This is a genomic window from Thiobacillus denitrificans (assembly GCF_001530125.1).
In the GTDB taxonomy this organism is placed as follows: Bacteria; Pseudomonadota; Gammaproteobacteria; order Burkholderiales; family Thiobacillaceae; genus Thiobacillus; species Thiobacillus denitrificans_C.
Genome location: NZ_LDUG01000026.1, coordinates 1 through 25,473, shown reverse-complemented (window position 1 = coordinate 25,473; position 25,473 = coordinate 1). Strand labels below are relative to the sequence as shown.

General features: G+C 64.0%; 13 protein-coding genes and 2 pseudogenes. 12 read left to right on the top strand and 3 right to left on the bottom strand.

Annotation, left to right across the window (positions count from 1 at the left end):
* A pseudogene (locus ABW22_RS10810) lies at window positions 1-284 on the bottom strand (hypothetical protein); the annotation flags it as partial.
* A gap of 59 nt (window positions 285-343) precedes the next feature.
* Between ABW22_RS10810 and epsA the strand changes: the two are divergent.
* The 6 genes from epsA (at window position 344) to ABW22_RS10780 (ending at window position 18,492) form a co-directional block, all read left to right on the top strand.
* Complete coding sequence (gene epsA / locus ABW22_RS10805) at window positions 344-1,138, top strand: XrtB/PEP-CTERM-associated transcriptional regulator EpsA (protein ID WP_059756220.1); 795 nt, start codon at window positions 344-346, stop codon at window positions 1,136-1,138.
* 312 nt (window positions 1,139-1,450) lie between these two features.
* Window positions 1,451-2,347: a PEP-CTERM sorting domain-containing protein gene (locus ABW22_RS10800; RefSeq protein ID WP_059756217.1), complete on the top strand. Its 897-nt coding sequence runs from the start codon at window positions 1,451-1,453 to the stop codon at window positions 2,345-2,347.
* A 127-nt stretch (window positions 2,348-2,474) separates the two neighbouring features.
* Window positions 2,475-3,962 carry a hypothetical protein gene (locus ABW22_RS10795; RefSeq protein WP_059756214.1) on the top strand — a complete coding sequence of 496 codons (1,488 nt, stop codon included), beginning with the start codon at window positions 2,475-2,477 and terminating at the stop codon, window positions 3,960-3,962.
* A gap of 221 nt (window positions 3,963-4,183) precedes the next feature.
* Window positions 4,184-5,692, top strand: coding sequence for a ShlB/FhaC/HecB family hemolysin secretion/activation protein (locus tag ABW22_RS10790; protein WP_237763312.1), 1,509 nt, complete (start codon window positions 4,184-4,186; stop codon window positions 5,690-5,692).
* A 119-nt stretch (window positions 5,693-5,811) separates the two neighbouring features.
* Window positions 5,812-16,314: a filamentous haemagglutinin family protein gene (locus tag ABW22_RS10785; protein ID WP_059756209.1), complete on the top strand. Its 10,503-nt coding sequence runs from the start codon at window positions 5,812-5,814 to the stop codon at window positions 16,312-16,314.
* Window positions 16,315-16,518: 204 nt separating this feature from the next.
* On the top strand, window positions 16,519-18,492 hold the full coding sequence (locus ABW22_RS10780) for a bifunctional metallophosphatase/5'-nucleotidase (RefSeq protein WP_059756207.1): 1,974 nt from the start codon (window positions 16,519-16,521) through the stop codon (window positions 18,490-18,492).
* Between the two features lie 199 nt (window positions 18,493-18,691).
* Here the strand turns inward: ABW22_RS10780 and ABW22_RS18055 are convergent, their stop codons facing one another.
* On the bottom strand, window positions 18,692-18,802 hold the full coding sequence (locus ABW22_RS18055; protein WP_162264483.1) for a helix-turn-helix domain-containing protein: 111 nt from the start codon (window positions 18,800-18,802) through the stop codon (window positions 18,692-18,694).
* A gap of 319 nt (window positions 18,803-19,121) precedes the next feature.
* On the opposite strand from ABW22_RS18055, the gene ABW22_RS10775 reads away from it, so the two are divergent.
* The 6 genes from ABW22_RS10775 to ABW22_RS10750 all read left to right on the top strand — a co-directional run bounded on the left by ABW22_RS10775 (window position 19,122) and on the right by ABW22_RS10750 (window position 24,982).
* Window positions 19,122-20,783 carry a DUF2341 domain-containing protein gene (locus tag ABW22_RS10775; RefSeq protein ID WP_059756222.1) on the top strand — a complete coding sequence of 554 codons (1,662 nt, stop codon included), beginning with the start codon at window positions 19,122-19,124 and terminating at the stop codon, window positions 20,781-20,783.
* Between the two features lie 36 nt (window positions 20,784-20,819).
* Complete coding sequence (locus ABW22_RS10770; RefSeq protein WP_059756204.1) at window positions 20,820-21,224, top strand: ExbD/TolR family protein; 405 nt, start codon at window positions 20,820-20,822, stop codon at window positions 21,222-21,224.
* Window positions 21,225-21,896 carry an energy transducer TonB family protein gene (locus ABW22_RS10765; protein ID WP_059756201.1) on the top strand — a complete coding sequence of 224 codons (672 nt, stop codon included), beginning with the start codon at window positions 21,225-21,227 and terminating at the stop codon, window positions 21,894-21,896.
* A gap of 74 nt (window positions 21,897-21,970) precedes the next feature.
* Window positions 21,971-23,548, top strand: coding sequence for a putative porin (locus ABW22_RS10760; protein WP_059756197.1), 1,578 nt, complete (start codon window positions 21,971-21,973; stop codon window positions 23,546-23,548).
* The gene (locus ABW22_RS10755) at window positions 23,535-24,344 is read left to right on the top strand and encodes an ankyrin repeat domain-containing protein (protein WP_059756194.1); all 810 of its coding nucleotides are present in this window, start codon (window positions 23,535-23,537) and stop codon (window positions 24,342-24,344) included. The genes ABW22_RS10760 and ABW22_RS10755 overlap by 14 nt, the downstream gene beginning before the upstream one ends.
* Entirely contained in the window at window positions 24,341-24,982 is a 642-nt protein-coding gene (locus tag ABW22_RS10750; RefSeq protein WP_237763311.1) for a hypothetical protein, read from the top strand. The genes ABW22_RS10755 and ABW22_RS10750 overlap by 4 nt, the downstream gene beginning before the upstream one ends.
* 263 nt (window positions 24,983-25,245) lie before the next feature.
* Here the strand turns inward: ABW22_RS10750 and ABW22_RS10745 are convergent.
* Window positions 25,246-25,473, bottom strand: a pseudogene (locus ABW22_RS10745) (GGDEF domain-containing protein); the annotation flags it as partial.

The following is a 25,473-nucleotide window of genomic DNA, read 5'->3' as shown; positions in this document are numbered from 1 at the left end:
GCCGGCAGCAAGCCGTGTTGTGCGGCGACGCGGAACAGCGCCTCCGGGGCATGCAGCGGGCTGTTAGACGGCCCGCGCGACAGCGCCTCGTAAGCCATCACCCGCCCTTCGACCAGGTCGAGCACGGGCTGCAGCAGGGTGACCAGCCGTGCGTTTTTCAGGATGTGTTCAAGTTGAAGGCGCAATTCGTCGTGGCTCATGGGGAGGGGCAGGGGAATGCGGAACTGGGAACGATAGGCGTACAGCATGACGCGCGTGTGAAGCCGGCGCGTTGCAGCTTTCAAAAAACCTTCACGCCGCTGTCATTGCGCACGCCTATGCTCGCTGCCCAACAGGGGGCTCCATGCATAACACTAACGAACTGAGCGACGAAGAGTGCGGTCACCTGGCGCGCATCCTGCTCGCCTCGCGCCGGGTGACGCTGCGCCATCATTTCTTCAGCTGGGTGCATGGCCCGGTGCAGTCGCTCATCCCGCATGAAATCCTGCTGTGCGGGGTGGCGGACGAAAGCGGCTATCTATTGCACGAACGCTTCACCGCCTGCCGCTACTTCAAGGACGATCATTTTCACCGAGTCATCCATCCCGGCAATGGTCTGATCAACCAGATGGCGCAGGAATGGCAGGTCATGCGTGTGCCGCGCCTGATCCCCGCGCTGCAAAACGATGCCGGTGGCTGGCATGCCCGCCTGACCGATCTGGAACTGAAGAACATCGCCTTTCACGGCATGAGCTGGATCAACGGCCAGATCAAGGGCTACGCCAGCTTCTCGCGCGTGCGGATGCCCTTCGATGGCCGCCTGGCGCTTTATCTCGACATCCTGCTGCCGCACCTGATCGTCACCCTGACGCGCGTGCTGGCCAACGAAGCGCGCACCAGCGTCGACAGCAAGCGTCCCGCCGGGCTCATCACCGTGCGCGAAGTCGAAGTGCTCACCTGGGTGCGCGACGGCAAGACCAACGACGAAATCGCCGCCATCCTCGGCCTGTCGATGCTCACCGTCAAAAATCACCTGCGCCACGCCATGAAAAAACTCGTCGTCCGCACCCGCGGTCAGGCCGTCGCCAAGTCCATCGCGTTGGGTTTTTTGCGCGCCCAGGGGTCGCGCATCGAGCCCGAAAAAATGCTCGAACAGTAGGGCGGGAGAGCGTGGTTGTTGCCGATTTATCGGCTTTACCACCACGGCCTACCCTTTACGGGCAACACCTTCCCGCTACGGCTTGCGCGTAGATTTTTTTCGATCAGGCAGGGCTCAGGCATGAGCCGACCGGCTCAGTTTTTACGCATCCATCCCCCCATCGCGTGTCATCCACGTCCCCTAAAGTGACCCCTGTCCGCACACATCGCGGGCGAATTTTCCGGTCGGCTTGGCACATCGCTGCCAGCCTGCCCCGCAGGGGGGCGGAAAGCTTCATTTCTTTCTGGGTCTTTTTTCAAAGAGGAGCACTACATGAAACTCAAACTTATCGCCCTGGCCGCCATGCTGGCCGCCTCCGGTGTCGCCCAGGCGAAAATCGCCAACAGCAACGACAACGGAAACTTGTCCTCTGGCGACATGTTCGCCAGCCTGGTGAGCGTGTCCAACACCGCGTCCTTCACGGTCGACCTGGGTCTGCGCCTGGACCAGTTCGCGGCCGCTTCGGTGAACGCTGATGGCGTCAAATTGGTGTGGGATATGGCCAATAGCAGCTTCTCCGATCTGAGCACCGTGTCCACCGGCCTGGCCGGCCAGTTGCAGACGCTGAACTACGGTTCGGTTTACAGCACTTTCGCCACGCCCGGCGTCATCAGCGCATCCGACCTCAAGTTCGACATCAAGGCCATGGACGGTCTGCCCACCAACTTCGCGTCAGCCGGCCAAAACCGTTATCTGTCTACCTCGGCGGCCAGCAGTATCACCGCCACCAACGGCCAGGTGTTTGGCATGGATGCTGTGGATACCTATATTGATGCCGTCAACGGCGATGCCACCAACAGCACCCATGGCACGGCCTTCAATACTGCAGGCGCCAATAAATTTGACAGCGGTGATGGCGTTAACGTCGATTTCGCAGCTGGTGGCGATCAGTGGAACGGCAAGACCAGCTTCTCTTCCACGGGTGCAGTTTCGCCCACGGGGATTAACGGTGGTGATCTGAACTTCTACTTCCTGACCAATACCTCCGGCGTTGCAGCCAGCCAGGCTTCCGTCACCAAGTACGCTGGTGTGTGGAGCTTCGATACCGCCACTGCCCAGTTGAGCTACGCCACGGCGGCACCTGTTCCGGAAGCCGAAACCTACGCCATGATGCTGGCCGGTCTGGGCCTGGTGGGCTTTATGGTGAGCCGCCGCCGCAAGCTGGCTTGATGGCTGGCTTGTGTCAGCCGTTTGCACTCGATGAGCGCAAATGGCGCACATGGAATTGTTGTGACTGCGGTTGCTGGCGACACGCCGGCAACCGAACCGATCGTTTATTGAATTTAGGAGATAGACCATGAAATTGTCCCAAATCGCCTTGGCCGTCGCTTCCCTGAGCGTGGTTCCCGCTTTCGCCGCTGTCGGCAGCCTGACCGCTCTCTACGGCGTAACCCCCGCCAACACCGTGTATGTGTCCGGCGCGTCCGCGCTGTCCGGCTCCTTCGCCAACGTCGTTGGCGCCAACTGCACCGGCGGCTCTGGCAACGTGAAGTCCCTCACCATCAACGGCAGCACCAGCGACGGCCGTGTCACCGTCTGTACCACCAGCTCGACCGACGGCCAGTTCGCCGGCCCCTTCGCGGTGGTCAAGCGCGACACCAACGGTTCCTTCGACGGCGTCGGCCCGGTGATCGACCAGAGCAATCTGACCAAGTGGGCGGACGTGGCCAACTGCGACAGCGTCACCCTGCAGTGCGGACTCGATAGCACCACCGCGATCAAGCCCCACGCCGGCCTGACCGATGTGGACACCAACGTGTGGGTCGGCATGGCCAACACCGGCACGCTGAGCATCCCCGTCACCGACCCGTCCACCACCGGCACCGTGCTGAACGGCGGCTTCGCCGGCCAGGGCTTTGGCGTGATGGTGAGCGAAAGTTTGTATAACGCCATGATGGTCAAGCAGGTCGCCGAAGGCCGTCTGCCCGTCTCCGCCGGCAGCGCCTCCTGCGTAGCGGGCAACTTCACCCCCGGCGCCTGCCAGCCCAGCATCAGCAAGGAAGAATACGCCGCCATCGTTGACAGCCAAAACTTTGCCTACGTCGCCAACGGCGCGCTGAGTGGTGACGCCGGCGTGATTAACCTGTGCCGCCGCGTCGAAACCTCGGGCACCCAGGCTTCGTCCAACGTCTATTTCCTCAACAACTCCTGCGGCAACGCCAGCCCCACCAAGGGCTTCAAGCAGCCGAAGACGGTGGATCTGGTCAACAGCCCAAGCGCCGTCGCCTTCAACTCCTCCACGGGCAATGCCGTTACCGGCAACTACGATGACTTCGGCGGCGCGTTTGGCCTGTTCGAAGGTTCGGGCACGGGCGATGCGCGCAACTGCGTGATCCGCCGCAACACCGGCAAGAACCCCAACAACGTGGCTGATGCCCTGGGCACTTACGCTGCTGGTTGGATCTCGCTGGAAAATGCGCCGGCTGCAGGCTGGAAGCTGGTCAAGCTGGATGGCGTGTCGCCCAACGCGGTTCAGGTTAAAGCGATAGCCGCTACCGACACCGACGGCAATGTTGACGGTTGGATGGCCGACACCAACCAGCGCACCAACGTGGTGAAGGGCTACTACGATGCGGCGCCGGAGCTGGAAATGCTGTGGCCGTCGACCACCCCCTACGGCACCTTCCTGACCTCGCTGAAAAACACCTTCGCCAATCCGGCTCTGGTGTCTCTGCGTGGCGTGTTCCAGGCTAACGGCGTGTTCACCCATGCCGGCAACGAGACCAAAGTGCACAAGGGCACGCGCAACGGCAACTTCTGCGCGCCCCAGGCTCTGGCCGAGTAAGCAGGCTTGATTGGCCGGGGTTTGTTTAACCCCGGGCAGGCCGATTCCACTCTGCGGCAACGCAGGGTGGATTTTTGCTTTTTTTGCCTGCCCGTGCGGCATGCACGTTCAGGCAGCCAGGCTTTGCCGATGCGCTGTCGGCAAAGCCTGGCTGAAGTTGATAGAGACGCGGTTCAATAATGAATAAAACGCTTGGGTGCCTGTGGGTCTTGTTGTTGGGAATGCACGCTGCGTTCGCGCAGGAAGCCAGTTTCGACGTATTCGAATACCGGGTGGAAGGCACGACACTGCTGCCGGTCGTCGTCGTCGAGCAGGCGGTGTATCCGCATCTCGGCGAAAGCAAAACCCTCACCGATGTGGAAAAGGCGCGCGAGGCGCTGGAGAAGGCCTACCACGGCGCGGGCTATCTCACCGTGCTGGTGAGCATTCCGCAGCAGAAGGTGGACGAGGGTGTGGTGAAACTGGCGGTGACCGAGGCGCCGGTGGACTGGTTGCGCGTGGTCGAGTCGCGCTATTTCAGCCTGGGCGAGATCAGGGCCGCCGCGCCCGAGCTGGCCGAGGGCAATGTGCCGAATTTTCCGCAGATGCAGAAGGAGCTGGCGGCGCTGAACCGTTCATCGGACCGCCGCATCACGCCGGTGCTGCGCCCGGGCAAGACGCCGGGCACGGTGGAAGTCGATCTGAAGGTCAAGGACCAGTTGCCCTTGCATGGCAACGTCGAACTCAACGACCGGTATAGCCAGGACACCACGCGCACCCGGCTGACCGCCAGCCTGCGCTGGGACAACCTGTGGCAGAAGCAGCACGGCCTGGGCATCACGCTGCAGACGGCGCCGGAGAACACTGACGAAAGCAAGGTTTTCTCGGCCAGCTATACCTGGCCGCTGGCGTCCGGCAATTATCTCGCGCTGTACGGCGTGAAATCGGATTCCGACGTGGCGGCGGTGGGCACGCTGAACGTGGTGGGCAACGGGGTGATTTTCGGTGCGCGCTACATCGTGCCGCTGCGCAGCCGCAGTGAGGGCTTCTTTCACACCGCGACGCTGGGCGTGGATTACAAGGATTTCGACCAGTCGGTGGCGCTCATCGGCAGTGGCGGCTTCAATACGCCGATTACCTATCTGCCATTCACCCTGGGCTGGGACGGCACATGGTTGGGCGAAGGCCGTACCACCAGATTCGGCACGGCGTTCAATTTCCATCTGCGCGGGCTGGTGGCCGACGAACAGGAATTTGCCGACAAGCGCTTCAAGGGACGGCCGGATTACAGCTACCTGCGTGGTACGTTTTCCCATGAGGAAACCTGGCCGGCGGGCTGGGGGGTGCAGGCGCGCGGCGGCTGGCAGATCGCCGCGCAGCCGCTGATTTCCAATGAGCAGTTCGCCATTGGTGGCGTCGACACCGTGCGTGGTTATCTGGAATCTGCCGCGCTGGGGGAAAACGGCGTGTCGTTGAGCCTGGAAGCGCGCACCCCGAACTATGCCAAGAAACTTGCTGAATCGCTTGACGAGTTGCATCTGCTGGCATTCGTCGACGGCGGTGTGGTCACCGTGCGCGAGCCCGTCACGGCCGATGACCGCTTCACCCTGGCGGGCGCGGGACTGGGGCTGCGCCTGAAGGGCTGGCGCGGCGTATCGGCCGGGCTGGACTGGGCGGTGGCGCTGAAGAACCTGGGCGACACCGAGCGTGGCGACAGCCGCGCGCATTTCCGGTTGGGCTACGAGTGGTGAATGAGCCGAATGGCTCATGACGGTTGCAACACAAAAGACGTACCCGCGAATTAACGTAAGCACGCAAGACAGACCGCCGCGCAGCATTTCAGCATGCCGGTCGTCATCAGGAGAACACCATGAATCGCAACCGCTATCGGCTGGTTTTCAACACGACTTTAGGCATGATGGTGCCGGTGGCGGAAACCGCGCGCCGCTCTGGTAAATCCAGCCAGGGCAAGGCCGCGAGCGGGTCGGCGCTGGCGCTGGCTGGGGCGTTGCTGGCGGGGGCGGTTCAGGCCGAGCTGCCGGCTCAGGTGACGGGTGCGGGTTTCGCGACGACCAACAATGCGAGCTATCAGACTAACGGCGCACAAGCCTATGTGAACCAGGTCGGCAACAAGTCCATCCTCAACTGGCAGAGTTTCAACGTCGGCGCCGGGCATGACGTGCAATTCCGTCAGGTGGACAGCCTGGCCACCAACAATCTGGTGCAGGGTGCCAACTTCACCTCGCTCAACCGCATCCACGACATCAATCCCAGCATCATCGCGGGCAGCATTTCGCAGGCGGCGGGGCAGAAGGCCAATGTGATTCTGGTCAACAGCAACGGCATCGCCTTCATGGGCGGGTCGCAGGTGAATCTGAACGGCTTTACGGCCTCCACGCTGAACATCGACGACAGTTTTATTTTCGACGGTTTTCTGCGCCAGGGCAGCACGCTGCCGCAGTTCGAGAAGGCGCTGGACGGCGGCGCGGCGCGCGGTTTCATCAAGGTGTTTGAAGGCGCGCAGATTACGGCGGGCAGCCAGGGGCGGGTGATGCTGATCGCGCCGACGGTGGTCAACAAGGGCAAGGTGGCGGCGGGCGCCGACGGCCAGGTGATCGCGGCGGCGGCGAGCAGGGTGTATCTGCGGGCGGCGGGCGGCGAACTCAATGGCCTGCTGATCGAGGTGGACAGTCCGGCGAATGTCGATGCGCCCAACCCCGAGCTCGACGACCAGACGGTGAGCCTCGTCGACGCGGCGGAAAACAGGCTGGGGCACGTCACCAACCTGGGCGAATTGAGCGCGGCGCGCGGCAACGTCACCATGGTGGGCTACGCGGTGAACCAGATGGGGATCGCGCGCGCGACCACGTCGGTGGTATCGAACGGTTCGGTGTATCTGCTCGCCAAGGATACGGCGGTGGATCTCGCCACGCAGACGCCGGGTTCGGCGCGCGCCGGCCGGGTGGTGCTGGGTGAGAACAGCCTGACTGAAATCCTGCCCGAGGTGGCCGACACGGCGACCACGCAGGATGGCGCGGCGGGCACGGCACTGGACAAGCCGTCGCGAGTGCGGATCGTCGGGCAGGATATCCGAATCGAGGGCGCGGCGCGGGATACGGTGGGCAATCCGATCCCCGGCACCGGTGCGCAGATTGTCGTGCCGGCGGGCGAGGTGGAGCTGATCGCGCTGGACAATCCGCAGGGCGATTTCTTCAACGGCGGCGCGACCGACATGTTCAGCGGCGACGTGGCGGCATCGACCGTCGCGCGCGTCCATATCGGCAGCGGCGCGCGCATCGACGTGGCAGGCCTGCGCGATGTGGAGGTGGCGGCTGGCCGCGGCGTGGTTGAAATCGACCTGCGCGGCGACGAGCTGAAGGATTCGCCGGTCAACCAGCAGGGGCCGCTGCGCGGGCAGAAGGTGTTCCTCGATGTCGATCGCGCACTGGCGGAATCCGACGCTGGCAAGCCGACCCTGATCGCGCGCGACACGCTGCTGAACCTGAAGGCGCAGCAGCAGCGCACCGTGGCCGAACGCTCCACTGTCGGCGGCACGGTCAAGATATATTCGAAGGGCGAGGCGATCATCGAGAACGGCGTCGAAATCGATCTGTCCGGCGGCAGCCTCAAGCATGCCGCGGGCAACATCAAGACCACGCTGCTGACTGCGAACGGAAAGACGGCCGATCTGTCGGAAGCGAGCGCGGAAGTCCGCTACAACGGCATCGCCACGCGCTTTGTCAGAAGGTTCGAACGCTGGAACCGCGAGGAAGTGATCGACCTCGGCCAGAGTTTCCGCTTCGATTCCGGCTTCGACGAAGGCCGTGACGCGGGCAGGCTCGAAACCTTCGGTATCGACGGCCTGTTCGCGCGGCCGGACATCGCCGGCAATACGGTGACGGGCGCGCGCCAGCGCGATCTCGGCATCCAGCCTGCGGGGGCGCGCTGGACGGTGGGCTTCGACGATGTGTCCTCGATCGACAAGAACAAGGTGGAAGTCGGCGGCTATACCACGCAGGATTTCAAGCTCAATCAGGCGGTGGCGCTATCGTCGTCGTCGGTGGCGCTGCCCGAGGGTTTCCGTTTCGGCGACGCCCTGCCGGCGGAGCTGAAATCGAATCTGGCGCTGGACAGCCGGACGCTCGGCGAAAATCGGGTGGCCGAGCTGACGGTGCTGAATAACCAGGCCATCGCGGTGCGCGATGCCTTGCAGGCGCCCCGGGGCGGCGGCGTGTCGCTTACCGGCGCGAATATCGAGATAGCGGCGGACATCGCCGCGCAATCCGGCACGATCGCGCTGGTCGCGCGCAATACCGCCGGCCAGCTCGCCGACGCGCTGCCTATACCGCGCCTGACGGTCGCCGATGGCGTCAAGCTGTCGGCGGGCGGCGCCTGGGTCAACGACCAGCCGGGCGTGGGCGCGCGCACGGCGGACGCGCCGCTGATCGATGGCGGCACGATCTCGCTGGCCGCCGAATCGGTATCCAACGGCCCGGGCAGCTTCGTCGCGCGGGGCGAGCTGGAACTGGGGCGGGGCGTGACGCTGGATGCCGACAGCGGCGCCTGGCGCAAGCCCGACGGCACACTCGCCGCCGGCGACGGCGGCGCGATCGCGCTGAGAGGCTTCACGCTGCGCGGGCTCGACGATGCCGACGTGCACGCCTATGGCGTCGGCAAGGGCGGTGCGCTGACGCTCGGCGCCGGAGCGATCCAGGTGGGCGGCGCGACCGCCGCGCCGGATACGCTCGAACTCGACAGCGGGCTGTTCGAGCGCGGCGGCTTCGCCCGCTATGCCTTGAACGCGCTGACCCGGCTCGACGTGGCCGAGAACGCGGTCATCGCCCCCGTGCTGCTCAGCCGCGAACTGCGCCCGGATGCTGTCGTACACGCGAGCGGTAGCGATATCGCGGCATTCAGCGATCTCGTTGTGCGCGAACCGCGATTGCGGCAGGCGGTCGATGTCATGCTCACGGCGCGGCAAAACACCGAGCAAACCGGCGAGGGCGAGGTGACGATCGGACGCGGCGCGAGCATCGAACTCGATCCGCGCGCCAAGCTGGTGCTCGACGGCCTCAACCGGGTCGATATCGACGGCCTGCTGCGCGCGCAAGGCGGCGCGATCACGGCGACCAGCGATTTTGCGGTGCGTCTGGGCGACACGGCGGCGCTGGATGTGTCGGGCGTGGCACGCACCTACCTCGACAGCCGTAGTCTCACCCAAGGCGAGGTGCTGGCGGGCGGCACGGTGGATATCGTGGCAGCGAGCGTGACCACGATGGCAGGCTCGCAGGTGGATGTATCCGGCGCGGCGCCGGTACGGCTCGACGTGCCGAATGAGAAAGGCGGTCTGGGGCGCGCGGCGGGCAGCGATGCTGGCACATTCAGGGTGTTCGCCGACGGCATCGTGCAGCTTGACGGCGCGCTGGCCGCGCATGCTGGCGATAGGGAACGTCGCGGCGGCGTCTTCGAGGTGACGCTGGGCGAGTTCGACGATCCGGGGTTGGGCCAAGCGCTCCCGCCGACGGTGCTGCATCTTGCACCCAGCGTAACGCCGGGCGCGACCGACGGCGTGACCCGGCTCGATGCCGGACGCATCGAACGCGCCGGTTTCGACCGTGTCCGGCTCGCCAGCCGCGACGCCATCATGCTCGACGACGGCATCGACGTGGGCGCAGGACGCGCGCAGCCGCTGCGCGAACTGACGCTCGACGCGGCGGCTATCCTCACCGGCGGCGGCGACAGCGCGCTCGCCGCCGATACGCTGCGCCTCGGCAATCTCGATCCGATCCGCCGCGCCGCCAGCACGGCCACGACCCAAAGCGGCACACTCAAGCTGGATGCGCAGCTGCTGGAGCTGGCCGGCAAGTTCGAACTCGGCGGCATGGCGCGCACGGAATTGACCGGCCGCGAGGAAATCCGCCTGAGCGGCGTCACGGCGGGCACCGCGCTGCCCGTCGGCGAGCTGCGCAGCGCCGCCGACCTGGCCTTTCACGGCGCAGTGGTCGCGCCCGCCAGCTACGCCCGTACACGCATCGTCGCGCCCGGCAAGACCATCAGCTTCACCCGTTCCACCGATGCGCCGGTGCAGCCCTTGTCCGCGCTCGGCAGCCTCACGGTGGAAGCCGCGAACATTGTCCAGGATGGCAACCTATGGGCGCCGCTCGGGCAATTCGATTTCCAGGCCAGCGACAGCCTGGTGTTCGCGAACGGCAGCCTGACCTCGGTTGCGGCGACGCCCGGCAGCCTGCTGCCGTTCGGTAAGCTGCAGAACGGCCGCGACTGGGTGGTGGACCTCGACTCCAACAAGGTTCCGGATGGCCAGATTGCGGTGCCCGAACTGAACGACAAGGCGATTCGCGTGTCCGGGCAGACGGTGGACATGCAGCCCGGCGCCAAAGTGAACCTGGCCGGCGGCGGCGATCTGCAGGGCTACGAATTCACCGTTGGCCCCGGCGGCTCGCGCGACATCCTTGCCGACAAGAACACCTACGCCATCCTGCCCGGATATCAGGGCGGCTTCGCACCGACCGACGCGCAGGAAGGCTTTGACCGCGCCAGCGGCGAGGCGGTGTTTCTCTCCGGCGTGACGGGGCTGGCTGACGGCATGTACACGCTGCTGCCCGCGCACTACGCGCTGCTGCCGGGCGCTTACGCGGTCAAGCTCGACACCAGCATCAAGGACGTGCTCCCTGGCCAGGCTTACAGCCGTCAGGACGGCGTGCGCATCGCGGCGGGCTACGTCACCGACACGCGCGCCGGCGCGCCGAAGGACGCGCGCTGGCAGGGCGTGCAGGTGCTGACGCACGAGCAGGTGCGAGCACGTTCCGAGTTCACGCTCACCCGCGCGTCGGACTTTTTCGCCGGCAGCCGCAACCGCCCGCAGGACGCGGGCCTTATGTCGGTCGCCACCACAGGCAGTGGCACGGATGCGCTGAAACTCGACGCCATTTACAAGCTGGCGGCCGGGCAGGGTGGGCGCGGCGCGCAGGTGGATATCAGCGCGCTGAAGCTGGCCGTGACCAGCGGCACGCCAGCCGGGATCGATCTGGATGCCGTGGTGCTGGACGCCGACAAACTCAATGCGCTGGGCGCGGACAGCCTCTTCATCGGCGGCATGCGCAGTGCCAGCGGCGACACCACCACGCTGGCGGTGGGCGCGAACGAGGTGACGCTCGCCAACGACGCCGACCATGTGCTGAAAGCCGGTGAAATCATCCTGGCGGCGAATGACACGCTGACGCTTGAATCGGGTAGTGCTATCGATGCGCAAGGCGAGACAGGCGACGCCGGGCATTACGAAACAGCAGGCAACGGTGCGCTGGTGCGCGCGGCCTCTACTAGCGCTACGTTTGCGCGCACCGGTAGTCCGGATCGTTCGCAGGGCACGCTGGTCGGCGAGGCTGCGCTGGTCGACGAGGCAGGTAGCACGATCAAGGTGGCCAGCTTAATCAAGGCGGCCGACTCGATCACGCTCGACGCTACCAAAGAAAACGCCTACAAGGGCGCAGCCACCTTCAATAAAAACGGCGCGGCGGTCGCGGGCAATCTGGCCGTGGGTGCCACACGTATCAACTTTGGCAAAGCTCCCGTTACGGCCGAGGGGATTACCTACAGCCAGGGCGAGCTGAATGCATTCGATAGCCTCAAAGGTTTGACGCTCATCAGTTACACCACCTTCGATTTGTATAGCGGTGAGACGGTCGGCGGCATCGTCAGAGGTGTGAAGGTCGGCGGCATCGTCAGCAACAAGCCCACACTGCAAAACCTGACCCTGCAGGGCGCGGGTCTGGCCGGGATCGACAACGCCGGCCAGACCGCGCAGATCAACGCCAAAAACCTTACCCTCAGCAACCCCAGCAACGCCGCGTCGTTTACACCGGGCGGCACGCTGGGCAACGGCAATCTCGCTGTGACTGCCGATACACTGACACTGGGCGCGGGCAATAAGAAAATTCAGGGGTTTTCCGCAGTCAGTGTTACCGCCAATGAGCTAGTTGGACGCGGCGCCGGCGAGACCGACATCTTTGCTGATACCTCGCTTCATGTTGCCCGCATTAGCGGGGAAAGGAATGCGGACCAGACACTGGATGCTGTAGGCAAGCTCGAAGCGACTGAAATCCAGCCTGACCGGGAGCTTTTGGCAGTAAATGCGCTGGGCGCTAAATGGGCAATGGCCGGTACAGAAGTAATGTTCGATACGCTGGCAACGCTGCCTTCCGGGTATTTCAAACTCACGGAGACGAATACCACGACAACGGTCACGACCACTACCAAACCAACGCCTGTTCCGGCGCCGACGCCTACGATAACCACTGAAACGTCTACCACGTCTAATTGGTCGATGGAAACCGAAACTGAAATCAAGAACGATGCCACATCCAAAATAACAACTACGAAAATAACCGAAACCACTACGGCAACACCTTCTGGTATCGGCAAGGTTGTCAAACTTGGGGGTAATGCCAAGGTGGATGTCACAGGACGCACCGTGCAATTTTTCGACGTGACCGAACCGAGCTGGGGCGGCACGGCTGAATTCGCCAGCGACAGCGGCAACGTGGAATTCGCGGCGGGGTCGAACGTCGATGTGTCCGCCGCGGCGGGCGGCGACGCGGGCACGCTGATCGTACGCGCCGCCAACGGCAGCTTTACCCTGGCCGATGGCAGCGTCAGCGGCGCAGCGCCTATGGATGCGGACAACACGCGCGGCGAGGGCGCGCGCGCGCTGATCGACACCGGCACGCTCGCCAGCTTTTCTACGCTCAACAGTGTGCTCAACAGCGGCGGCTTCGACGGCGAACGCGGCTTGCGCGTGCGCAGCGGCAACGTCGACATCGCTGCGGGCGACATGGTCGTAGCGCGTGACATCAGGATTTCAGCAGACGGCGGCACGCTCGACGTGGCAGGCACGCTCGACGCTTCGGGCGACGTCGCCGGACGCATCGAACTGTTTGCAAGAGACGACGTGAACGTGCTGGCCTCGGCTAGGCTCAAGGCTATCTCCAGCGGCGCGCTGGAAGACGGCGGCGACATCGAGATCGGCACGCGCGACGGCAGCCTCGATCTCGCGGCAGACAGCGCGATCGATGTGTCCGGCGGCGCGGGCGGGCAGGGCGGCACGGTGCTGCTGCGCGCGTCGCGCACGGCGAACGACGTGAAAATCGGCGCGCTCGGCGGCAGCATCGACGGCGCGCGTTCGGTGGCTGTCGAGGCGGTGCGGGTGTACAACCCTGGCGACATTGGCACGCTCGATACCGGCACGGACGCGCTGACGCTGACCGCGGCCAGTCTTGAAACGATCAAGGCCGACAACACCGCCTTCGCGGGGAACCACGCCAATATCGCGTCGCGCCTCGCGCAGTCGGCCAAGCCGGCCTTCCACATTCTGTCGGGCGTTGAGGTGCGTTCGGCGGGTGCCCTCACGCTCGGCCAGGACTGGAATCTCTCGACCGCCCGCGCGAACGGCGAGGCGGGCGTGCTGACCCTGCGAGCGGACGGCGACCTCAATCTCAACGCCAACCTGTCGGATGGCTTCAGCGTGGCGACGCCTTTCAGCGCCGGCACGACCCCGGCCACCTTGCGGACGGACGACTCGTGGTCGTACCGCCTGATCGGCGGCGCCGATGGCACGGCGGCCAACCCGCTGGCGGTGCGGCGGGATGCGGGCGACGTGAAACTGGCAGCGGGCAAGCTGGTGCGCACCGGAACTGGTGATATCCGCATCGCAGCCGGGCGCGACATCGAGCTGGCCGACGGGACAGCCGCAATCTACACTGCCGGCCGGGCGGCCGATGCAGCGGCCGGATTCGTGTTGCCCTTCACCAACCTGCGCGCGGCGTTTTCGCAGGATGGCGGAGACGTCAGCCTGGTCGCGCTGCGCGACGTGCGAGGCAAGCCGTCGGCGCAGCTCTATTCGCAGTGGCTGTATCGCCAGGGCGCGATCGATCCCGTCACCGGGCTGTATGTGCAGCAGCCGGCCTGGTGGGTGCGTTTCGACCAGTTCCAGCAGGGCGTGGGCGCGCTGGGTGGTGGCGATGTACGGATTGCGGCGGGCGGTATGGTCAAGGATGTGTCGGCGAGCGCGCCGACGCAGGCGCGCACAACGGGCGCAAGCCCGGCCGACGCCGTGCGCGTGGAAACAGGCGGCGGCGATGTGCGGATCATGGCGGGACAGGACGTGCTGGGCGGCAGCTATTACGCCAGTCGTGGCGAGCTGGTCGTGCAGGCGGGCGGACAGATCACCGCGAGCGACCAAGGCATCAACTTCAACGCGCAGCCGCTGGCGACGATGCTGGCGATAGGCGATGCGCGTACGCGGGTGCGGGCGCAGGGCGATGTCACCCTCGCCAATGTGTTGAACCCGCATCTGGTACCGCAAAGCGCGGGCAACCTGGTGCAGCCGCCCTTTTTCGGGCCCGGTTTGAAAAATCGTCGCGCCACCCTGTTCTCCACTTATGGCGCCGACAGCGGCGTGGAGGTGAGTAGCCTGTCCGGGAAGGTCAGTTTGCCGAATGCGGGGTTGCGCACGAGCGCGTTTCCCGATCTGCTGGGCGGCTCGCTGGTGGGTACGCAAACGGCGCTGGCGAGCAGTCTTTTGCCGCCCACGTTGTCCGTTGTTGCCTTCACGGGCGATGTGGCTATTTCGTCACCTGCCAGTGGCGATTTGACCTTAAGCCCTTCGGCGAACGGAACACTCAGTGTGCTAGCGGGCGGCTCGGTTCAGCTTGACGGCAATCTCAGCCTCAGCGACATGGATCCGCAGTTTGTGCCGGACGCGCTGCGCCCTTCTGGAAATCTGGTGCTCGGACCGCAGGGAGTTGTGATCAGCCCGCAGGCGCTGGTGCCGCCGGTGCTCATCAACCCCTTCTCCACATTGGGCAATATCCACGCGGCGACGCCGGTGCATGCGGCGGATCGCACGCCGGCGCGGGTGTATGCAAATACCGGCGATGTCGTGGGGATCAATGCGCCTGGCCAGGGCAAAGTGTTGAATGTGTCCAAGGCGGTCAGCATCCGGGCGGGTGGCGACGTGCGCGACCTGACTGTGCATGCGCAGCACAACGACGCAAGCGATGTGAGCCGGGTGGAAGCGGGACGCGACGTTACGTTCGATTCGACCAGCGACCGTCGCGACAGATCGCAAATACGCATTGGCGGCGGCGGACGCCTCGAAGTCGTCGCCGGGCGCGATATCGACTTGGGCACCTCGGGCGGCATCGTCAGCCGGGGCAATGTCGACAACGCCAACCTGGCGCCGGGCGGGGCGGATATCCGGCTGGCGGCCGGCGTGGGCGCGAACGGCATCGATTACGCCGGTGCGGTGGATCGCCTGATCGCGAAACTGGAAGCCGGCGCGCCGGACGACGTCACACTGTGGCAGGCGCGCTGGCTGACCGGCGATGGCACGCTTGCTGCGAGCGACGCGCTGGCAGCGGTGCGTGGCGTGGATGCGCAGGGCACGGACATGCAGCAGGAAAGCGTGCGCGCCATGCTGTTCACCGCGCTGCGCGAAACCGGGCGCGACGCGAACAAAGCCGACAGCGGTTTTGCCGGCGATTTCTCGCGCGGGTATGCGGCGCTGGAACTGATCTTCCCGGGCATTGAGGCGAAGAATCCGGAGGGCGGCTTCAGCCAGTTCGACGGCACGATCAACCTGTTTGCCAGCCGGGTGAAAACCGAAAACGGCGGCAATATCGAGTTCTTCGCGCCCGGCGGGGACGTCATCGTCGGCCTGCCCAATACCCCGGCTGCGCTGGTCAACGTCGGCAACGATGTGCTCGGTATGGTGGTGGCCGGCGCCGGGGACATCAAGGGTTTCTCGCGCGGCGACATGCTGGTCAACCAGTCGCGCATCCTGACGGTGGCGGGTGGCGATGTGCTGCTGTGGTCGAGCGAGGGTGACATCGACGCCGGCAAGGGCAAGAAAACCGCTGCCGCCGTGCCGCCGCCCATCATCCGGGTGGACGCGCAGGGCAACGTGACGCTGGAGCAGCAGGGCGCCGTTACCGGTAGCGGTATCGGTGCGCTGTTTGTTGCAGGCGGCACCGCAGGCGACGTCGATTTGATCGCCCCCAAGGGCACGGTCAACGCCGGTGACGCCGGCATTCGCGCCGGCAACCTCAACATCGCCGCGCAGGTGGTGCTGGGAGCGGACAACATCTCGGTGTCGGGAACCTCGGCCGGCACGCCGATCGCCGACACCAGCGCGGTGACGGCGGCATCAAGCGGCGCCAGCAACGCGGGCGGCGATGTCTCGTCGACTACCGCCGCGCTGTCGCAGAACTTGGCCGACGCCGCGCGCGCGGCGGAAGAGCTGAAGCAGGCGTTCAAGCCGACCTTCATCACGGCCGAGGTGATCGGACACGGGGAATAACGGTGGATTCGGCAAAGGATGGCCCGAAATGGACGGGCCATGCCTAATCCATGTTTGGAATGGAACCGGTGGCAGTACCGACAGGTATGTTCGGCTCATTTCCTGCGTTTTTTTGGCGTGGTGTTTTGTAATCTTCTTTCTGCAAAGTGGCGGCTGAACGGTGCGAGCTCGTCGCATTTTTTCTGTTTCCATTGGAGAAATACCATGAAGCATCTGGCCCACCCCCTCGTTGTTGGCGTGTTGTTGTCGCTTTCCGTGCAAGTCCAGGCTGCCTGTCTGGATACCCGACCCAGCGTTTTTGCCGGCACGGTGGATTCCACGGTGCCCAATCAAGAGGTCGGCGGGGTGTGCATGAACGATCTCATCGTTGATGCTGCCGTCGAGGGCGCCAACTGGGGTAATCATGGCGCTTTTGTGAGCGCGGTTTCCGGGCTTACGCGGGGCTGGATGAAAGCGAAAGCCATCAGCAACACGGAACGCAGCCGGATCGTGAGCGCCGCGGCCCAGTCCGATGTGGGCGCGACCTTGCTGGTCAAAATTGCCGCCATCAACGATTTCCACGGCCAGTTGTTCAGCCCCGGGAGCTTTTCCGGCAAGCCAGTGGGCGGCATCGACGCCCTGGCGGCTTACGTGAATGTCATCCGCGCCAAGTCGCCCAACAGTGTGGCGGTTTCCGCCGGTGACCTGATCGGTGCGACGCCGCTGGTTTCGGCCTTGTTTCACGACGAACCCACTATCGAGGGCATGAATATCCTGGGCCTGGACATCAATGCCGTGGGCAACCACGAGTTTGACGAAGGGCGCGACGAGCTGTTGCGCATGCAGAACGGCGGCTGCCACCCCACCGACCCCAACTCCTGCCAGGGCAATGCAGTGGGCACGCCTTTCCCGTTCGAGGGCGCCAGGTTCAAATTCCTGGCTGCCAACGTCACCGAAAAAGCCGACGGAAAGACCCTGTTCCCGGCTTATGCGATCAAGAATTTCCAGGGCAACAAAGTGGCCTTCGTCGGCATGACGCTGGAGGCCACGCCCAGCATTGTCACTCCCAGCGGCATTTCCACGCTGGATTTCAGGGATGAGGCCGACACGGTCAATGCGCTGATCCCCGAACTGAAAGCGCAGGGCGTGGAAACCGTTGTGGTGCTGATTCACGAAGGCGGACGGGATGCCACCGGTTCGGTCATCAACGACTGCAGCAAGATCTCGGGCGCGATTCTCGACATCGTCCAACGTCTGGATGACGCGGTGGACCTGGTCGTCAGCGGCCATACGCATCAGGCCTATCTGTGCAGCCTGCCCAACAGTGCGGGCCGCAACATCCCGGTGACCAGCACCAACGCACAGGGGCGGACCGTCACCGAGATCGATCTGACCATCAATACCAGGACGCGCGACGTGGCCAGCATTGCTGTCGACAACGTGCTGGTGGATCGCAGCAATGCTGCTGTCACCCCCGTGGCCGCGCTGACCACGCTGGCGGATAACTACAATGCCCTGGCCGCGCCGCTGGCCAACACGCCGCTGGGCAGCATCACGGCTGCCATCACCCGCAGCAACAACGCCGCGGGCGAGTCCGCGCTGGGCGATGTGATCGCCGATGCGCAACTGGAGGCCACCGCCGCCCCCGAACTGGGTGGCGCGGTGATCGCCGTGATGAACCCGGGCGGCATGCGTGCCGATTTCACTTACCCGAGCAGCGCGGCGGGGGAGGGCGACGGCGTGGTGACCTACGGCGAAGCGTTCAACGTGCAGCCGTTTGGCAATTCCCTGGTGACCAAAACGTTCAGCGGCCAGCAGATTGTTGATCTGCTGGAGCAGCAATGGGGCGCGCTGCAGCCTTTCGCGCGCATCCTGCAAGTGTCGAATGGCCTCAGCTACCAGCACACGTTCGACACCATGCCCGCCAGCTTCGCGGCACAAAAAGGCGGCCAATACGTCTGCGACGGCAGCGTCAAGCTCAATGGCGTGGCGATCGACAAACTCGCCAGCTACCGCGTGACCATGAACTCCTTCCTGGCCTCGGGCGGCGACAATTTCACCGTGTTCAATCAGGGCACCGCCCAACTGGGCGGCGCCCTCGACCTCGACGCGATGCAGCAGTACTTCACGGCGCACGATCCTGTCGCGCCCGGTGCGCAGGACCGCATTGCCAGGCTTGAGACTTGCCCGGCGCCTTGAAACGGTAGAAGGGGCTTTTTTCAGCCAGGCGAGCCTTCGGGCTCGCTTTTTTTATGTTATGCTTTTAAACCATTTTCAGTCGTAAGGCGGGAATACTTTCCCGCCGAAACTGGCGCATACGCCGGGCTAGCAGCAATACTGTTCGGTTTGTCCATGTTCCGTTCGCCCAGAGCTTGTCGAAGGGCAGCCATAGTACCGTTCATGGTTCGACAAGCTCACGCGCAATCTGCACCGGTTTGAATCCCATCGATAATTGCGTCTGGATCAGCGTCCGTTCTTCAAGATTCAACTGCTTGTAATTTCTTTCCATGCAACATTCTCTCCAAAAAACGTTGCACTTGGGATTTGAGCGCGCCCGTTCTATTGCCCAAGAAAGCGGCGAAATATGAACCGGCCAGGCGGATTTGCAGCCGATTTACTTCAAGTCCGACAGGCTGCCAGGTCGGCAAAGTCCGGCTGGATACCGTCCCTGCGGGACATATGTTGCCGACCTACGGCTACTGTAGAAGGGAGGTCTTGTTGAGGCTGCGCGCGTCAAGGCTATGGCCCGTACGGGCCATAGAAGCGTCCACGTCCTGTCATTGCCCATCCGGATAATCCAGTGCTTGATTGATCACGGTTGAATGTTCATGCGCGTCCCTGCTGCTGCGATTGCCCTGTTGCTCTCCCTGTTTTCCGCCACCAGCCATGCCTGGTGGAACGAAGACTGGAGCGCGCGCAAGAAAATCACGCTGACCAACCCCGCAGGCGAGGTGGCCGATGCGCCGGTGCTGATCCGTCTGCACACCGGCAATTTCGATTTCCTGTCGGCCAACGAGAACGGTAGCGACCTGCGCGTGGTGGCGGGGGACGACGCGACCGAACTCAAGTTCCACATCGAGAAATGGGATGGCATCAACCAGCTTGCGCTGGTCTGGGTGAACGTGCCAAAACTGGCCGCCAGCACCGAGGCCTGGCTGTATTTCGGCAATCTCGAGGCGGCGCCGGCGTCCGATTCCAAGGGTGGCTATGACGCTGCCAGCGCGGTGTTCCACTTCAACGAGGCGGGCGGCAACCCGGCCGACAGCGGGCCGAACGGGTTCGACGCGACGGCGTTCAGCGGCGAGCGCGTTGTGGCATCGTTCGCCAACGGCGGCGCCAGGTTCGACGGATCGCAAAGCCTGACGCTGCCTGCGATCAATGCCGCTGGCGGGATGAGCGTGGCGATGTGGCTGAAGCCCGCAACGCTCGATGGCGCATTGCTGCAGGCCGACGGATTGAATGCCACGCTGGCGGGTGGCACGGTGACCGTGCAGGCGGGCGAAGCGAGCGTCGCGGCTGGCACGCCGCTCACGGCAGGCAAATGGCACTACCTGGCGATCACCGTGGACAGCACGCTCAAGGTCTATCTCGACGGCAAGCTGGCAGGCGAAGCGCCCGGCGCGGCGTTGCCGGCCGGGGCGCTGACCGTGGGCGCGGGCTACAGCGGCGAGCTGGATGAAGTGCAATTAAGCGGCAACGCGCGCGATGCGGCATGGATCGCGGTGCAGGCGGCGCAGGGGCCGGACGGCACGCTGGTAACGCTGGGTGCGGACGAATTCGGTGAAGGCAGCGATGAAGGCGGCATTTGGGGCACCTTGTTTCGCGCGCTGACCGTGGATGGCTGGGTCGCGATCGGCATCCTGGCGGTCATGCTGGTGATCGCGCTGTGGATCATGGTCGTCAAGGCCATTTATGTGAATCGTGTAGATAACGCCAACCGCCAGTTCATGAACAAGTTCCGCGAGCTGTCGACCGACCTGGGGGCGATCGACAAGACGCAGGGGATGGCAGACGCGTTCAGGCATTCCTCGCTGTACCGCCTCTACCACGTTGCCACGGTCGAGTTGTCGCATCGTTTCAAGGACACCGATGCTGCGCATCTGGCAGATAAAAACCTGTCGCCGCAGTCGCTCGACGCGATCCGCGCCAGTCTGGACACCGGGCTGGTGAAGGAAACCACGCGCATGAACAAGCTCATGGTGCTGCTCACCATCGCGATTTCCGGCGGCCCCTTCATCGGACTGCTGGGCACGGTGATGGGGGTGATGATCACCTTTGCCGTGATTGCCGCCACCGGCGATGTCAACGTGGCGGCGATTGCGCCCGGTATCGCGGCGGCGTTGATGGCGACCGCAGCGGGTATGGCCGTAGCGATTCCTGCACTGTTCGGCTACAACTATCTGAATTCACGCATCAAGGCCATCACCTCCGACATGCGCGTGTTCAACGACGAGTTGATCACCAAGCTGGCCGAAAACTACAGCCGCTGAATCGACAACGGAATCAGTCAATAACCGGAGACCGCCATGCAGATTCAGGATGACAACGAGCCATACGACCAGATCAATGTGGTGCCGATGCTCGATCTGGCCTATGTGTTGCTGGTGATTTTCATCATCATGACCACCGCCTCGGTGCAGGGCATCAAGGTCAACCTGCCGAAGGCGAGCAATGCGCCCAGCCTGGCCAAGCCGCAGACCAAGGCCATCACCATCACCGAGGGCGGGCAGATTTTTCTCGATACCTATCCGGTGAGCCTGGAGGAATTGCGTACCCAACTGGGCGCGCTGAAGGCCGCCAATCCCGAGCTGCCCGTGGTGGTGAAGGGCGACACCGTGGTGGAGTATGGCCGCGTGATGGAAGTGCTCGAACTATTGGGTCAGCTCGACATCACCCAGCTCGGTCTTGTCACCCAGAAGCTGGTGAAGTAAGTGATAGATGACGACAGCAAACCAGCATGGGTGCGCTGGGGCGGTGTCGCGCTGGGACTGGCCGCCACCGTACTGCTCGTGTTGTGGCTGAGAGATGTGCTGATGTCTGGCAAGCCGTCGAAGCCGATGAAGCTGCAGCAGATCACTCTGGTGCGCCTGTTGCCGCCGCCGCCCAAACCGCCGGAGCAGAAGCCGCCCGAGCCGGAGGTAAAGGACGAGGTGAAGCTCGACGAGCCGCAGCCGACACCCGAGCCGCAGCAAGCCGACGCACCGCCACCCGGTCCGGACTTGGGCATTGACGCCGAAGGCAGCGGCAGTGGCGACGGATTCGGGCTGGTCGGCAAAAAAGGCGCGGCGGACCTGATCGGTGGCGGTGCCAAAGGCAATCCGTGGGCGTGGTACGACGCCCTGGTGAACGACGCCGTGAACTCGGCTGTTCAGACCGCGCTGGGACGCGAAAAAGCGCTCAAGAACAAGAACTACAAGGTGATTGTGAAAATATGGATCGGCAGCGACGGTCAGGTGACGCGTGCTGCCTTGATGGACAGCACGGGCGATGCCAGGGCGGACGAAGTGCTGAAGGAGGCGTTGAAGGGTATGCGTGCCCTGCGCGACAGCCCACCGGCAGACATGCCGCAACCGATGAAAATCCGCGTGACTTCACGCGCCTGAGCGCTGCGGCTCGCGATTCAGTAGGGCAGGAACACTTTCCCGCCGCAACGTGCAGATAGATTGAGACGAATGACATGAAAAGACAACTGAAACCTCTGGTACTGGCGTTAACGCTGGCGTGTGCAGGCAACGCGCTGGCGGACGACGCGGGCGCGCGCATCGAGGAATTGCACGAAACCACGCTCAACCTGATTCAGTTGCTGGTCGACCAGAAGGTGCTCACCCAGGAAGCCGCCGACGCCATGCTGAAAAAGGCGCGGGCGCAGGCAGCCGAAAAAACCGCGCAGGCCAAGGCCGCCGAAGCAGAAGCCGGCAAGGGCGTGGTGCGCGTGACCTACGTGCCGGAAACCGTCAAGCGCGAAATCCGCGAACAGGTGCGACAGGAGGTCGTTGCGCAGGCCAAGCTCGAACGCTGGGGCGACGTCAACGCCGTGCCGGAATGGCTGGATCGGCTGAAGTGGGAAGGCGATATCCGCTTGCGCTATCAGGGTGATCTGTTTGCAGACGGCAACGCGCCGGAAGCATTTTTTCAGGTTGTCGGCCAGAACGTCAGCAACACCCTGGAAGATCGCCAGCGCGAGCGTGTTCGCCTGCGCCTGGGCCTGAACGCCAACGTCAGCGGCGGCGTCGATGCCGGTATCCGCATCACCACCGGCAACACCTCCGATCCGGTGTCGACCAACCAAACGCTCGGCAACACTGGCAATAAATACAGTTTGGTGCTCGACCGCGCCTTCCTCAAGCTGCGGCCGATCGACGACCTCACCCTGTGGGGCGGACGCATCCCCAATCCGTTCTTCTCCACCGACCTGGTGTGGGACCGCGACGTCAATTTCGAGGGCGCGGCGGTCAACTACGCGCCGGGCGCACAGGAGCCGCAGCGCGTGTTCAAGCCTTTCATTACTGCGGGCGTATTCCCGCTTCAGGAAATCGAGGGCAAGACGGGTGTTGCAGTGCGGGACAAGTGGCTCTATGCCGCTCAGACCGGGCTCGAGTGGGCGCCGTCGACGCGCGCGCGATTCAAGATCGGCGCGGGTTACTACCAATACCGCAACGTGGCGGGCGTGCGGAATCCCACGCCAACGACGACCGGCCTCTACGACCTCAGCGCACCGCAGTTTCGCCAGAAGGGCAATTCCCTGTTCGTGGTCGATTCCGACGCGAATAACGACGGCACGCAGGACGACCCGGTCTACGGCTTGGCGCCTGATTACCGGATCGCCAATCTCACCCTGGTTGCCGACTTTGCCGAGTTCTTCCCCATCCACATCATCGGAACCTTCGACTGGGCACGCAACGTCGGCTTCGACCAGGGGAATATCCTGGCACGCACCGGGCAGAGCATCGAGCCGGAGACCGACGGCTACCAGGTCAAGCTGACCGTCGGGCATCCGAAATTCAATTACATCGATGACCACGAATGGCAGGCCTTCATCGGCTACCGCTACCTCGAGCGCGATGCCGTGCTCGACGCGTTCACCGATTCGGATTTCCATCTCGGCGGCACCAACGCCAAGGGCTTCATGATCGGCGGCTCGTACGCACTCTACAAGAACACCTGGCTGTCGGCGCGCTGGATGTCGTCCGACGAAATCAGCGGCCTGCCGCTTTCCATCGATGTGTTCCAGCTCGACCTCAATGCCAAGTTCTAGGCTGGCTCTCTTTGCCCTGCTGCTCGCGTCTGCTGCGTGGGGCGGGCAGCCATGGGATGACAACGAGCTGGGCTGGCTGGTTCAGGAATCCGACGAGCGCCCGCCGCGCGGAGCGCGTCTGCGTCCGCCGCCCGAGCGTTTCGCTGCGATCGCGGCTGACGGCAATTTCGTGCTGCCGCGCGAGCAGCGCGGCGAAGAGGCGAAATTGATGGACGCCGCGCGGCGCGGCGACATCGAGGCGGTGCGGGCGCTGCTCAAGGCCGGCGCAAATCCGAACATTGGCGATTACTGGGGCGACGCGCCGCTCATGGAAGCGGTACGCCAGGACAACCTGGAACTCGCGCAGGTGCTGCTCGATGCAGGCGCCACGCCCAATATCAAGGGGCGCGGCTACACGCCGCTGGGCCTGGCGGCGAAGAACGGCAATCTGCGCCTGGTCGAGATGCTGTTGCGTGCCGGCGCCGTTCCCGACCGCAAGAGCGACGACGGCGACACGCCGATGCATGCAGCGGCGCTGATGGGGCACCCCGCTGTGATTTCAGCGCTGGCGCGTGCGAAGCCCGATCTGCGGCTGTTCAACCGCGAGGGCCTGTCTCCGCTCGCGGTTGCCGCAGCAAACGGCCAGTATGACGCTGCCAGCGCGCTGGCCCGTGCGGGTGCGCCGCTCGACTGGGGCGACAAAAAATTCCACCCGCCGCTGTGGTGGGCGTTTTCGGTCGGCGATCTGGATATGGCGCGGTTGCTGCTCAAGCTCGGCGCAGCGCCCGGCCAGCTGCCCGTGGGGGCTTTGCAATGAAACGATTCCTTTTATCCCTTCTTCTCGTCACGATGACAGCCGCCCCGGCGTGGGCCGCCAGCGAAAGCCGCGAAAAGCAGATGCTGCGCCGCATGCAGCAGCAGGTGCAGCAGATCAACCAGGCACGCGCGCAGTCCGAACAGGAAAAGGCGGCAGCCCTGGCCGACAAGGAGACAGCGGAGCGCGAACTGGAGAAAGTCCGTTCGGGCGAATCCACCAGCAAGCGCCAGCTGGCCAGTGAACGCGCGGCGCGCAGCCGGGCCGAGGCTGATCTGAAAGCCTTGCAGGCGGAGAGTGATGCGCTGAAGGCGCGTCTGGCCGCCACCGAAAAACAGCTGGCCGACAGCGTCGCCCTGCAGCGTGCCACCGCGCAGACCCTCGCTCAGGTCGAATCCGCCAAAAAACAGACGGAAGGCAAGCTGTCGGGCAAGGCGCATGACCTGCAGGTCTGCCAGACCCACAATGGCCAGCTCTATGCCATTGGCCGCGAGATGATGCAGAAGTATCGCGACAAGTCCTGCCAGGATGCGCTGGCGCAGGCCGAGCCCTTCACCGGCCTGAAAAAGGTCGAAGTGGAAAACCTGCTGGAAACCTGGCGCGACCGCCTGGATCGGGAAAAGCTCAGCGTCACACCCTGATTGGTGGGCGCGCTGAGCGGATCACAGTCCTAATGGGCATGTCTCTGTCCCGTTCAATGATGCGGATTTGGGCCAAAGGGGGTGTCGTACAGGGACGTGCGGTGTTAGCGCAGCTCCTCGCGCACTTTTTTGCAGGTCAGCAAAATCAGATAGTCTTGGGGCTTGAAACCGCCCACTGCTAGCATGGAGCGACATATTGCTTAAATTTGGTCACAAAAATAATACTGCGCAGGATTTCGCAGCAATACGAGGGGGAGCACGAGTCAGGCACTTTGCGTGATGAGTGACTCGTCTGTCGCCAGCCGCCGGGCATGGGGTATCCTGCGCTGGTCGATGAACAGGCTGCTGCCGTCGACGCGTTTGGCCATGTGTTTGGCTTCGGAGGCGGCGCGCGCCACTTCCTGATATTGATGGAAATGGGTGGGGTCCACCAGCACCGCGCCGATGGAGAGTGTCACCAATGCGTGAAATGCCATCGCACCGCGCCGGTT